Below are 14,092 nucleotides of genomic sequence, written 5' to 3' on the forward strand. Positions count from 1 at the left end.
GCCCTCCCGCCCCTACACAGGAGAGGGGGATAGGGGGTGAGGGGAGAGTTGAGACCCAGGCCAGCACCCTTTCCTGGGTCGGGAAGGGGGTAAAGGGGTTGGTGAGAAAAAACCCACCCTTGAAAGCCTCTGAGGGAGGGGTGGAGGAAATCCTTTATACTACCTTCCCATACGGACCTGGTATAGAATAAACTTTGTCTCCTCTGGAGTCGAATCCCTATCCTTAACCTGCTGCCCTGGTTACCTGAATGATGGCTTCTTCAGCGGCAGCAATTTGGGCACCTTGAATTTCGTCTACCTGCCTTAACAGATAAATACCTATCAAGAAGAAAACCGAGATGGAAATGACACTTACCCGGGGGTTGTGGGTTAATTCCCCAACGATACTATAGAGTAAAGGTCCTAAAATCCCGGCAAATTTCTCACTCAAACTGTACAGTCCAAAAAACTCTCCGGATTTGGCACGCGGAGACAGACGGGTGTAGATGGTTCGACTAAGGGCCTGAATACCACCCTGCAAGGTACCTACCAGCCAGCCCAGCATAAAGAATTCGGCCGGGTTGTGAAGAAAAAACCCCCAAACCGGGATAAGGATATAGAGGGTCAGTCCCAGGATAACAGCTCGTTTTGTATCCAGTTGGTGGGTAAAGCCTGCCAGTAGATGGCGCCCGACCAAAACAGAAAATAATGCCCCCAGGGCTTGATTACCTATCATGAGTGCAAAGGTGAAAGGAAGGGAGACAGGATCTTTTCTATTTACATAAATGCCCATGAGGGGGAAGGTAATACCTGTCCAAATCAGCATTGAAACGAAAGTACTCCTCCATTTACTGGCTGGATCGGGAATGCGCCCATACATCAGCGCATAGGGAAAGGCCACAAATTGCGTAAGTAGTAGGGTACTAATAAGAATGGTGGTGTCAAGTCCCAGGGCTGCACCATACGCGGTTGCTAAGAGGATAATCGCACCAATCCCTTCCATATAGAACCAGAATGCGATCAGCATCTTGAATAGCTCACGATAATGTCGGATGTCCCGCAAAGTATGGGAGAGCCGAATCAGGGTATCGTGGAAAGGATAACCCTTATTACTGGAGATTAAAGGTGTAGCCGGCGGCTCAGGTACCCCGCGCAGGATGGGAATCATAAATATCATCCACCAAATACCTACCGATAGAAATGCCAGACGTATGGCTAATCCCTGGCTGATTCCCCAATGATCTGAAAACAAGAAAAGCACCGTGCAGAGGGCCAGGGATGTACCACCACCCATATACCCCATGGCATATCCCAAACTAGAGGCTCGATTCATGTCATCCGGGTGCGCTATATGGGGAAGTAAACTACTATTTAAACCCAATGCAATGTTTAAGGCGACCTGCGTGGTAAAGTACAATATCAACCCTAAGTACCACAAATTCGCGGTTATTGTAAACATCGCAGATGCTAACACGCCGCCCACCAGGGTAATTATAATCAAAAGCCGCTTCCGTTGTCCGGTGATGTCGGCATAGGTACCTGCCAGGGGAGCAAGGAGGGCGGCTACCAGGAGGGAAACCGATACGGTAAAGGCATAAAGGTTAGAAGCAGTACTTCGAGCTATGGCCTTAGCCGTTTCTTCCTTCACAGTCGGATCTGTGACCATAAAAGCTGGAGCGGCAATGGTAACAAAATAGGGTGGAAAAAAAGTCGAAGCAATGGTGGTAATATAGGCATGATCAGCCCAATCATACCATGACCAGGCAAGCACACGCCATCGGTAGAAGGAATCAAGCTGCAGATTCGACCTATCTGGAATAGACATCGTTATAACCTTACCTTCTTTACTTTATAAAATATAAGACTTCTCAACTCTCCAAAAGGTTCCCTGAAGAACTCCTAAAAAAGAGATATTCTGCTTTTTCAAGTTAAACAGGTCCTGACCAGTGGCTATGAAAGCGAAGCCATCTCGTACGATGAGGGAGGTGGTTTTGTCCTCTTCGCTCTGTTTCAGGCTTTGGTCCCCATTGCCGGGAGTAAGGATAAGCCCAAGGTTCGCCTGAAAAGATCCTTCTTCCTGCTTCGGCTCCGGTAAAAAAATTTTATAAAATTATTCATTTTTTTCTTGACTTTTGTTAATTCATAACCCACTAATTAACTAACGTTAGTAAAAATCCCTGGACTATTCTTCGGATTCTTAATGTAAACAGAGGTCCTCAGGGAAGGGTTGAATGCCTATCCAGACAGGAGGTTTTCTCCATGAAACCTAAAACAAACAAGAATCAGAAAACAGTTTTCTCCACGGCTACGTTAAAATCTAAAAAAGAAATAAAGGCCTCTTCAAAGGTCTCACAGGGGGTAAAGCCGGAGAAATCCGACTCCCGTAAAGAGGTCAGGCCCATGGCCCGATCTGCTTCCGGATCGTCTTCCCATAAAACTTCCCCGTCGATTAAAACTCCCCAGGGGGAGGCCGGGAAGAAAGTTGTTAAAAAGCGTGAGGCCGTTTCTGGATTGAATCTTCCCAAAGGAGTTTTAAGGGTTTATGATGCCCTTCAATATCCATCTAACCATCCCCATGCCTTTATAGATGCAAACGGACGGGCCGTTCGTGCAACCACGATTCCCGGGTTTTTGATTTTCGGTCAGTACGAAAAGAACTTTCCCGTCCAGGATTTAGCGGCTGTATTCAGTGTCACGGTGGATAACAACACCTTTGATGATGCCTATGTCTGCAGCTTAGATGTAACCCAGGATGCCAGTCGGGTCATCGCCAAACGGGTTATGACCCGAAAAGATTTTGCCGAAGCCCAGAAGCATATCCGTTTGGTCCTTCCCTTTCGACCTCCTTCAACCGAATCTCAACTGGAATTTCGGTTGCTTTATATGGGTTATACCTATATGGCCATCAAACTGATCTGTATCATTGACCCGGCCATTATTACCGATGTAAATAGGGATCTTCCCTCCGATGAGGAACTCCTGAAGATGGTTCGTCCCTCTACCCGGAGCACCTATATTTACGATCTTAAGACCCAGGGGACTTCACTTTATAATGGTTCACAAAAATTAACGGTGACCGGTTGGTCTACGTATATGTGGACCAACATGCAAATCCATCCCTGGAATCCCTGTAAAGGAAAAAGTTGTCAGGAGTTCGCCGATTTACTGGTCCAATATAATGCCAATCTTACCCGGACCTTTTGTATCGATACCTGGACCAGTTCTCTTTTTCCCTGGAAAAGGGTAGGGAGTAAATTTGATCTCAATCAGTTTGATTCAACTTACATGGACAATCTCAGGAACCTGATAAGTACCTTTGGTAGCCGTGGAATTATCGTTCAACTGGATCTGTTTGATAATGTAGCCCTCTACGATTTTGGGGATGGAATGACCTGGACAAAGCATCCCTGGCATCCCAACAATGCCTTGAAAGCACCTATTTCGAATCCTAAAGATGGGCGACCCGAATTTTACAATCCGAATCTGACGGTCAAAACCCTCCAAGAGAAGTACCTGCGATATATGGTCAATTCCCTTCGGGACCTGAAAAATATTATCTTTGAGGTTTGCAATGAGTATAACGGATGGGGTGGGGCCAGCTGGCATAATTGGGTTGTGGACGTAATCAAGTCTGAAAATCCTTCGGTTCTTGTATCGGCCAGCACCGATGTGAATGTTCCGGTCTCAGATCAGATCTTCAGGTATTCCGGGGTAGACATCACGACCAGTCATGCCAACGAATGGACCACGGGAGATTTCAAAATCCTCAATCAGAGTGCCCTGGACCGACTAAAGGCTTATGGTAAGCCTGCTATTTTATCTACCGATGGATGTAAAGAGAATTACGATGCTCAAAAAAATTCCATGTTTAATGTGGCCAACGCGGTCATTTCCCAGGGGTTTGGAATTGAATTTAAAGATTTGTATGAGCCTTTAGCCAACATGCTGAAGCCTCTGGCAATCCCCATTCAACCGGTTACCCTGAGTCTTTTCGTTTAATCTTTTAACCGGACTGAAGGATACGGGCAGGCCAGGGGTGAAAAGTTACAGTCTCTTGGCCGCTATTTACGGCTCATTGTCCACCGCCCACTGCCCATCGCCTGTTATGAGTTTTTCGTCGACTATGATTTTAAAAATTTGCTCTGCAATGAGGGCATGGGCTTCTTTATTGGGGTGGGCATCGAAGGGTGTAGCCCAATAACGCTTGGCTTTCCCGCTTTTTAAAGTATCCCGGAAAAAGGGATACATATCCAGGAAAAAAGCTCCCTGATGCAAGCAGGTGGTTTGGACAATGCGCCGGGCTTGAGCGAATCGCTCTTCTTCCCGAGGGTCCGGGCTAAAAATAGGAAATAAAACGACCAATACCTGACCATTTTGTTGTTTAACCAACTGGATCATTTGAGCCAGAGCTTTTTTGACATCGTGTAAATAGGGATTGGTCTCTTCTGAATAGAGGGATGCTAAATAACCATCGCGGTCTAGATCCCTTCCTTTGATTCCCCAGAAATAGAGAAAGTAAACGTAGCGATAAAATTCAGAGATTTCCCTCAATTTCTTAGAGTAATCAGGCTCCGTCGCCACCAGTGCCTGAACCTTTTTCTTATAAAGATGTTCCGACAGGGGATGCTCCGCATCGTTTAAGACATATCCCACGATCACAAGATCAGGATGATAGAGAAGACCTTTCTTCTGGAGTAGACGCAATTCTTCCACCGTACCATAGCCGGGTACTCCCAGGTTGATGACCTCATAGCGTCTCGAAGGATACTGCTCGTTCAATATGCGTTCTAATCGGGTCAAATAAATATCCTCAAAATTCACCCGAACCCCGAAAGTATAGGAATCTCCTATTCCCAGGATTCGAAAGGTTCCGGGTGGCTTTTCCTCAGTATGTTCATAATCTCGAAACCCTTTGGAGTTGAGTTGAACATGCTGGTTGTACCAGTCTCGATCCGAGTAAGGTTCCACCCGGGCAATTCCCAGAAGTCGGAAGATGCCTTCTACGCTTAGAAGAAAGACTACAATACTACCCAGCAAGAGTAACATATTCTGGACAGGTCTTTTGAGAGAAAAGAGAAAAGATTTCATAAAAAAAGTATCCTCGACCATCCGCATTCAGGAAAGTACAGGAACAAGTAAAGAAAAGAATAGGATCCTTCCCGGAAAGTGTCAATGAAAAAAATAAATTTTACCTAAAATTTTTCTTTTTAAAATTTTTTTATATTTCTTTAAGTTGCCTTATTATAAGGTCTTATACAAAATAAGATTGTTTCAGGTTTTAGAATTCTTCCTGAAATGATCTCTAAAGAGGAAGGCTTTTGAAAGGAAAGGGTAGACCGAAATTATCTGAAAGGAACCAGAAGGCGGCTAGTTATTTTCAACCTCGACGGCCAGAAGGGCTTTGAGACCCACTAAATAAATCATACCGGCCAGCATCAGCACGAATTTAAAGCCCAATAAGAGGGCAAGAATTACACACAGGACGGAACCGATAACCGTCGAATAACCGTTAATCCCCCAAACCCAGGGAATCAGTTTCGGAGCTACCTGATCTACCAACCGGATTCCCAGTGGAAATGGCATTCCCATCAACACTCCTAAGGGGGCAATCAATACCATCGAAATCAGAATTCGAATACTCAAAGACTGCCCAAGAAAAGTACTGAAAATCAGCGGGGTGAACAGAAGCTCAAGAAGGACCCCTACACTCAGACCCAGGATAATAAAAACCATAGCCTGACGGAGGTTTGTAACAAATTTTTTGGAAAGATAACTCCCGGTCCCTGCAGAAGCAAGAATAGAGAACAACACCACTGTGATGGAATAAGCAGGATAACCGATAAACAAGGTAAACTTCTGAATCAGGCTTATTTCTATCAGAATAAAACCTAAACCCAATGAAAAAAAGTAGATAAGAAACTTACCCTTGTCTTTGGTTCTAAGTCCAGTTCTATGGAACAAATAAAGAGGTAAAATAATAAAAACCGTAGATAAACCGGCTGCTTCAGCCAGAATGACCAAAAGTATCTTATCGGAATCGATATAATTTCCAGACGGACGGATATCCTCGAACTGGGGAGGAATATTTTCCAGCGACTTAAAGAAAGCAAACCTCTTAAAGTGATTAAAAAAAGGCCTGTCATCCGTTGAAGGGGAGAGGTTAAAACCCAGATCCCAATAGTCTTGCCATCCCTTTTCCCTGGATAGAACGTGATAATAAATATTCTCCTCATTTTTAGTTTCAGGGCTGTAGAGGAAGCGATAGGTGGGTAAGTTTGAGAGATACCAGCGGAATACTTCCAGCTCCTCGGAGGTAATAGGGCTTTTCTTCAGGTAGAAACCCTGGCTGATGGGAGCCCCTTCATAAAGGACGACCACATAATCCTCCGGATTTTGGATACCCCTTTCTCGAAGAGCCTGGGCAGCCACTGCAGCCAATCGGATCGTACCGTGACGACGGATGTAAATCCACCCCTCCTCTTTAAGGTGATCCAGGTATTGGTGGAAGGCTTCCACGGTAATCAGATAACTCTCCGAGAGATTTAAAGCCCCTGAAGCAATGGCGATGGGAGAAGCATTATTCACCTGTTGGACGATATCGAACTTCTCCTTGCTCCGACTGACATAACTCCTTCCTTCATCGTTAATAAGGGTTACCTGGGGCAGGTTAAAGATACCCCCGATGAATTGTTTATATTCATTTTGCACGATATGGGTGATAATAGGATCCAATTCTACGCCGATAATAGAATGGGGAGAATAAGAAAGGGCCTGTAATACCTCAACGCCTCCGGCAGGTCCCACGATAAGAATATCAAAGTTTTTCTTAAGGCGGTAAACCACCGGGGCCCATATGGAGGGGGGAGGTAAAGGAGCACCCATACGGAAAGGAGCCATGAAAGCCGTGTTGGCCCCCCCGTTAATCCATATAATTTTGTAGGGAGACATATCGGCCACATCTATCCGGGATACGGCACTCCATCGGGTAAATTCAATTCTACCGGCCTCTACATCGAATTTGAAGGTTCTTTTACCTTCATGGATTTGAATTTTAAAATAAGTATCCGCCCGAAGAAGGGCGATCCCGCCAATCATCAAGAAAAAAAGGCAGACATAAAAAAACCTTGGATGAGTATAAAAACTGAAAAAAATAGCACTTACAAAACCCATGATGGCGGCAAAAATAGCCGTCCCAGATCCTCCCAGTTTCGGGATCAGGAGTACAATTATAAAACATCCTAAACCGGCTCCCAACAGATCATAAAAATACAGGGCATTGACCTGTTTAGGTAGGCTGGAAAGGAGTAAAGCCATGACCATGCCTGAGAAAAAGAAAGGAATTCCCAGAGCCACATAATAAACCGTTAAGTAGAAAAACTGAATCGGTTCATTGAAAAGAGCGCCGAATTTTAAAGGAACGGTAACGATGATTTTTAAGGTCAAGAGGGTACTTATTCCAAATGCTAAGGATAAGCCGGTCAGGGATTTACCCAGATGGCGGGTGTAGACAAAGGGAAAGATAGATAAAAATACTCCGCTGAGGCCAAAGCCAAACAGAGCGGTACTGATAATCAGAAAGGCAAAGTGATTAAAAAAAAGCACCGTAAAGATGCGCGTCATGGTAATTTCCAGCAGAAGGGTCGCCGCCGAAAGGATCCCTATTCCCGCGTAATAATTAAACGGCCGGTTAGAGACTATTTTCTGAAGTCCTGGGAAAGAAAAATGGGTGATAATCTGTTTGAGGAGCCACAGCCCGGTAATTATCAAAAGAGGTCTGTCGTAGTGGGACAACTTAAGCTTAAACCAGGCAAATTTAAAATTGATAGGACCGATAAAACAGAGGATCAGTAAGCCCAGGAATTCGAGAATAATAAGGACGTTAATAAGTTTCAAAAAAATTGTACGGGAAAAAAGTTTCATTTCTCCTCTCTACCTTTTGAGCCGTTTATTTTCTGTTAAAGTTATTGGCTCCGGAGTTTCCGGCCTTACTTTTCGGAAATATCCAGGGGAACCAGTTTATGTTCTATCAGAAAATGATAGAGGGCTTCGGCGTCGATTTTATGGGCAACAGCATTGGGATGATGATCTTGACTGGAGACCCAAAAGAGCCCAGGGAGTTGATCCAGATGTGTTTTAGCATATTCCACATAATAGGGATAGGTATTTAAAAAGAAAAAGCCGTTTTCCTGACTTAAACGGGTAATTAAGTTTAATTGAAGTTCTTTAAAAGAATTAGGCCGGTAAAGGGGATCTTCCGGCAAACCGGGATAAGAAATCACGGCAAACTGAACCACCGGAATTTTATGAGCTCTGGCCACCTCTCCTAATTTGTTCATAGCCCTTATATATCCTTTGGTACCGACCATAGATCGATATTCTTCGGGTAAAGCCGGATCCTCATCCAGATGGTCTGCTTCCTCCCGGGAAAGGGTTCTCCCTTCATAGACAAAGGGAAGAAGTTCTTTTTCTGGATTCCCCCGCAAAATCTGATATCGGGAATAGATAAAGTCGAACAGGTAAGATTTTCTTAGCCTGGAGTAATCCTCGGGGAGCTTCATGAAGTTTGGAATATCATAATCATTAGTATTGAAATTCATGAGGACCAGATCCGGGGAATATTTTAAGCATTTTTGGATAAACACTTCCACTTCCATAGCCGTATTGTAGCCCGGAACGGAAAAGTTAATGACCTCATACCGGACGGAAGAAGAATTTTGATTCAGGTATCGCTCCAGGACCTTCAAGGAAGTATCTTCAAGTTTTACTCCCCAGCCGAAGAGGGAAGAATCCCCGAGTCCCACGATTCTGAAAGTATTCTCCTTTTTTTGCTCACTATATTCGAAATCCCTCAATCCTTGTGAGTTGGTAGTCAGGGGGACTTGCATGAAGTAACCCGATAGCAAAGGCTTTAATTCGTAAATGATACCTTCATAGGGACTGGCCTGGACGATGCCTTTCAAGTTATAGGTCTGGGAATTAGTATTAAAATCAGCTTCTTTGGACTCCTTCAGGCGCAGTTGGAGGTCCTTTCTATTTTCCCGAAGATATAAAATCAATCGAATGGTTCCTTCCGCTACGAGGACAAAAACTAGAATCGCCGCCAGGGAAAGGGAAATGTTCTGGACATACCTTTTTAAAACCTGAGCCTTCCTTCCCCTCTCCCTGACGACTTCCCTGTGTATCACGACCCCGAGAAAACACAACCAGGCCAGGGCATAGAGACCCTTTAAATTTCGGACCAAAAATTCTATTCCTTCGGGTAGAGGTCGGGGATAGAGAAGATCCGGAGGGAGGTGGGTTTCCACCCCTTCCTTCCCGGCCCAGAGTACAAATAATTCATATTCTCCACCACCCTGAAAATAGCCAATTTTAATTTGATGCAGCCCCCGGGTTAGAAAGATTTTTCCTGAGGCTTTCCTGGCAACGTGATATCCCCCATTCTCTACAACGTGGCTATCATCGATGTAAAGGAAAGAGCCATCATCGGATATGGTGGAAAAGGTATATTCACCTTCCCGATCTATTTCGATCCATCCCTCCCAGAGGATACTGAAGTTTCGGGAGGGGAGGATTCCCTGTAGAGAATCCATTTTTTCCAGGTTGATGGATTTTTCACGTCTGGAAAAGACCGGTTGGCCCCTCCATTCTGGGTTATCATAATAACTGGCCGTTAAGCCTCGCGGAGGCCAAAACCAGAAAACGGGAAGAATCAAAATCGGCACAAGGGTTAAAACCAGGCGCCCTTTCTCCCCCAGGACTTCCCTGTCTGTAATCATCCAGAGAAGAAAAAACCAGGAGAGGGTATAAAGAACGCCTAAGTGACGGAGCAGAAACCCGGCTCCTTGAAAGGGGGGACGAGAATAGAGAATATCCGGGGGAATTTCCATCTCCCTTCCCCCGGGCTCTGTCCAGTGTACCAGCAGCTTATAGTCTCCCCTTTCCTGAAAATACTTAATATCGATGCGATGAAAGCCTCGATTTAAAGAGATTTTTCCAGAGGCTACTTTGGGCGGATGAACCCCTCCGTTATCGACTACCAGAGTATTATCAATAAAAATAAAAGAGCCATCATCGGATCGTGTAGAAAAGGTATACTCTCCTTCCCGATCTATCCGGATCCATCCAGTCCAGACGATGCTAAAACCGGTTTGAGGGAAAGTTTCCTGCCTTTGTCGGACTGTAGTTAAGCCGATATGATCCTCACGTTGAGAAAAGATGGGTTCTCCTTTCCATCCCGAATTGCTATAATAGCAGGCCGTTAAGCCTCGAGGGGGCAGAAACCAGAAAAAAGACAAAATCAGGGTCATGGAAAAGGCCAGGGCCAGAAGTCCTCGGTTTCTTAGAAGAAAAAAAACTTTTTGGACATTAAAAGGCATAGATTTTCTTCTTTTCCCCCCAATTTTTTAAAGATTCACCCATTTTTCGGTGACAAGGGTTTTAAAAATTTCTTCGGCAAAGACCCTATGACCTTCCTGGTTCGGATGGAAATCAATAGGATTTACCCCAATGACTCTCAACAACAGTCTTTGATTTATCTCCGATCCGAACCTTTAAAAAGGCTTTAAGTCCTTGCAGATACCGGACCAGTCTATATACGCCTTCAACGGCAAACATAAATAAAAGCGCATCGATGGGAAGCCGATATCTATCTTCTGGACTATTAAAAACCGATGGCATCAGGGTAAAGTAACCTACAGTCATCAACAACAGAATTGCATAAGTCCTGGAATCCGGTCTACGGGAAAAGTAAAAAATAATCCCCAGTAAACAAAATATCAAAACTACCTTCATGCTCATAGCCCCTTTTGTAAAAAAATAATGAATCCCCCACTTTATAGAGGGGAAATGATCAGTAGGGGTATTGGGAAAAGCACCCACGGAGAATCCCCTTGTCCATTTACAACACAAATTAGGAACATGGTTGGCCAGACAGATATGGATACTGTACTCTGGAACTGTAAGCATTTCATAGAATTGCTTGAAAGTATTAAGGATAAATTGGTAAGGATGTGCCCGGAGGGTTTCTAACGCAAAGGAGAACAGAGCTTTATCGGCCTCAAGTTCTGAGTATCCGAGTTTGAAAGTTAATCGATTTTTTACCTCATAATAAACAACCTTGTTTCTTAAACGTTCTTCTTCATAGATTCGTTTTATAAGGGGGTAACGCGTGTTCTCTACAGGTCGCAGGCCATCCAGATCCAGCACCCTGTAAAAAAGCCCCAGACCCTGACCTCTACTGAGACCCCAAAACCCATAAGTCCTATGATTGATGAACATCCAGGGAGAAATAACGGCAAGATAGGTGGCGAAAGCCAGAACAGACGGGAATATTATCCTTCTAATTCTTCCGGCTTTAAACCAGAGGACCAGCGGCAAACTTAAGATAAAAAACTGAGCTACGGGTCGGGTCAAAGCAAGTAGACCGTATAAAATCCCCATGAGAAAATATCCTTTCCAGGAGTTTTTCTCCAGAATCTTTAAAGTGGCATACAGCCATAAACTTAAGAAAAAAATAAACAGTACTTCGGTTTGAACAACGGTTTCATAATATAACAGGAGGGTATACAGGCTGAAGAGCAGGCTGCTATAAAAAGCGACGGTGGAATCAAAGATTTTTTTTGCAATTTTATAAAAGAAAATGATCGAAAGGAGCCCCAAGATGCGCTGGGCTATGATAACGAGGGTCCCTATTTTCGGGGTCTCACCGAAATATAAAAACAGCGCCAAAAATAACGGGTACAGGGGAGTGTGGTAAATCAGATGAGGAGAAAGACTGAACTGACTCAGGATGGCACGGGCCGTATTATAATAGATAATGGAATCCGGCCATAGAATCCCGTAAGTACCCAGGGTCATAGTAAACCGGGCGGTTATTCCAACCCCTATAATTATACCTAAAGCCGACGTTTTTTGCCGGGCCAGGTGGAGGACATACAGGAAGACTCCTGACCAGATCAACACAAGAAGGTTTATAGCAGCGTCTAATCTCTGTTTGAAGAGATAATCTCGGGGACGGACCGAGGGGGGTAATAGGAAGGAGGAAGGAAGAGGTTCCAGAGATTGGTCTCCTCGAGCCCATAGAAGGACCAGCCCATAATTCCCTCCGACTTGAAAATATCGGATTCGAATCGGATAAATTCCGGCCTTCACAGAAATCTGCCCTCTGGCCATTTTTAATCCATGAACCCCTCCATTATCTACAACGGGCCGGTCGTTTATATAAAGTGAAGAACCATCATCGGACTGGGTTGCAAAACTATATTCTCCGGTCTCCTGGATGGCTATAAACCCTCTCCACTCGATACTGAATTGATTCCCTGGAAATCTTGTCTGACGCTCTCGGAGTACATCTTGAGAAATTTCCGGGTCAAGGGCTACAAACTCAGGATCTCCCTCCCAATTCGGGTTAGCGTAGTACTTTCCCTCCAGTCCATGGGGAATTTGAAAATATCGATTCAACCCATAGGCCCCCAAAGACAGAATCATCAAACAGCCTAGGAGGAAGATCCCAGGTTTCCCTGGCTTTATGGAAGGAGGAAAAATTGTCATCGGTTTCGGTATTTATCATCTGGTCATGAACCCCAGAGACTTTTCCCGGCCAGATCCGGTTGAATTTAAATCCATTAAAAAAAGGGGAACCGATAAAACGGTAAATTACGTAGACCCTGGAAATTCCACCCCAAAATTACACGTTTTAAGTAAAAAACTCACTGTGAGAGGGTCATTTCCTGCTTTTTTAGGGTATAATCCGGTTGCCCATTCCAGTAAGTTCGCTTTATTCTAATAATATCTATAGCACCGAAGATATTATCGAAAGAAATCGGGATGTCAACAGAAAATGGAATCTTATCTAAAACCCGGATACCGGATAGGGGAGCGGTAAAATAAGTTTTATGAAAAAAGGAAGTTTTTGGAGGAAAACGGGCGAGATGGTTTTTTTAACTATGGGGATTCCCTTCGTCTTTTTCGCCCTGCTGGAGGCCCTTATCAGATTTTCAGGAATCAATACCGACGTAGTTAAAAGTAAGAACTTTCAGGTTGAGGTACCCGTTTGGGCCTCCAACGATATCAATTTTTTTGCCGCGGAAGGAATTTACAGACAAATTCTGGATAATACCCTTTCTGTAGAGTCTGCGGACTGGTTGAATTATTTTGAAGAAGCCTCCTACGTCCACTATAAGATGAAGCCCCGGGTCTCTGCTTATGTGACCAACACGGTAAATCGGATAGAACTGGAAAAGGGGATTAAAGTGTTTATGAAATCTAACTCTGAGGGGTTTCGAACTGAAGAGATTCCCATTCACAAGGAGAAAAATGTCTATCGAATTGTTCTCCTGGGAGATTCCAGTACGTTCGGGTGGGGAGTCAATCAAGATGAAAGGTTTTCAAGATTTTTAGAGGATAAGTTAAATTCTGTTCAGAATTCCACCCGATATGAGATTATTAACCTGGGAATACCGGGCTATACCACGGATCATGGGATGGCTGCTTTTCAACACTATGCCTTAAAATATTCTCCCGATATGATGATTCTCAGCTTTGGGGCCAATGATGGAAAGCCTGTCCCTCAAAGGGCCAAGAAGTTTTTGAAGCTTAATCCCTGGATGGAAGATCTGCAGGGATTTTTAAGAAACTTCTCCACGTATAAATTGATGCGGAAAATCCTTCTCTCCTTCTACAATCCCTTCGATGCCCTGCATAGCCAAAACCCAAAGGGTCCTGTGGAGCCCTTTGTGACCTTTCTGGAATACCAAAAAAATTTAGAATACCTGATCGATACAGGAAGGGAAAAAGGTATTGAAACGGTTCTTCTGGGACTTTGCTGCCCAAAGAGTTATCTGGATATTATGCGAAAGGTTGCTCAAAGCAAGAACGTTCCAATGATAGACGGCATGCATGTGTTGATCCAAAGTATTCCCGAGGTTCAGGAAGGAAAGCACTATCCGGAGCTTGCTCGGCACTATAAGGACTTATTCGGGGAGGAATCCCTTAGGAACAGACGTTTGTGGTATGTCACCAGTGATACCTGTCACCCCAATGTTATCGGGCATAGAATCCTGGCAGAAGCTCTCTACGATCGAATTTTTGCAGAGAAAATAAAACCCTAGGCTTT

Annotated in this window: 7 protein-coding genes; 2 read left to right on the forward strand and 5 right to left on the reverse strand. The window is 44.4% G+C overall.

Annotation, left to right across the window (positions count from 1 at the left end; genetic code table 11):
* Positions 1–223: 223 nt before the first annotated feature.
* Complete coding sequence (locus VNM22_00535) at positions 224–1,804, reverse strand: MFS transporter (GenBank protein HWP45619.1); 1,581 nt, start codon at positions 1,802–1,804, stop codon at positions 224–226.
* Between the two features lie 434 nt (positions 1,805–2,238).
* Here VNM22_00535 and VNM22_00540 point away from each other — a divergent pair, with 434 nt between their 5' ends.
* Positions 2,239–3,978 carry a cellulase family glycosylhydrolase gene (locus tag VNM22_00540; protein HWP45620.1) on the forward strand — a complete coding sequence of 580 codons (1,740 nt, stop codon included), beginning with the start codon at positions 2,239–2,241 and terminating at the stop codon, positions 3,976–3,978.
* Between the two features lie 66 nt (positions 3,979–4,044).
* On the opposite strand, the gene VNM22_00545 is transcribed toward VNM22_00540, so the two are convergent.
* The 4 genes from VNM22_00545 to VNM22_00560 form a co-directional block, all read right to left on the reverse strand.
* On the reverse strand, positions 4,045–5,067 hold the full coding sequence (locus VNM22_00545) for an SGNH/GDSL hydrolase family protein (GenBank protein HWP45621.1): 1,023 nt from the start codon (positions 5,065–5,067) through the stop codon (positions 4,045–4,047).
* 279 nt (positions 5,068–5,346) lie between these two features.
* Positions 5,347–7,899 (reverse strand): hypothetical protein, encoded by a 2,553-nt coding sequence (locus VNM22_00550; GenBank protein ID HWP45622.1) that lies wholly within the window; start codon positions 7,897–7,899, stop codon positions 5,347–5,349.
* 65 nt (positions 7,900–7,964) lie between these two features.
* The gene (locus tag VNM22_00555) at positions 7,965–10,355 is read right to left on the reverse strand and encodes a PA14 domain-containing protein (protein ID HWP45623.1); all 2,391 of its coding nucleotides are present in this window, start codon (positions 10,353–10,355) and stop codon (positions 7,965–7,967) included.
* Between the two features lie 112 nt (positions 10,356–10,467).
* Entirely contained in the window at positions 10,468–12,465 is a 1,998-nt protein-coding gene (locus VNM22_00560; GenBank protein ID HWP45624.1) for a PA14 domain-containing protein, read from the reverse strand.
* 443 nt (positions 12,466–12,908) lie between these two features.
* On the opposite strand from VNM22_00560, the gene VNM22_00565 reads away from it, so the two are divergent.
* The gene (locus VNM22_00565; GenBank protein HWP45625.1) at positions 12,909–14,087 is read left to right on the forward strand and encodes a GDSL-type esterase/lipase family protein; all 1,179 of its coding nucleotides are present in this window, start codon (positions 12,909–12,911) and stop codon (positions 14,085–14,087) included.
* Positions 14,088–14,092: the final 5 nt, after the last annotated feature.

The organism is Candidatus Limnocylindrales bacterium (assembly GCA_035559535.1).
Lineage (GTDB): Bacteria > Moduliflexota > Moduliflexia > Moduliflexales > JAUQPW01 > JAUQPW01.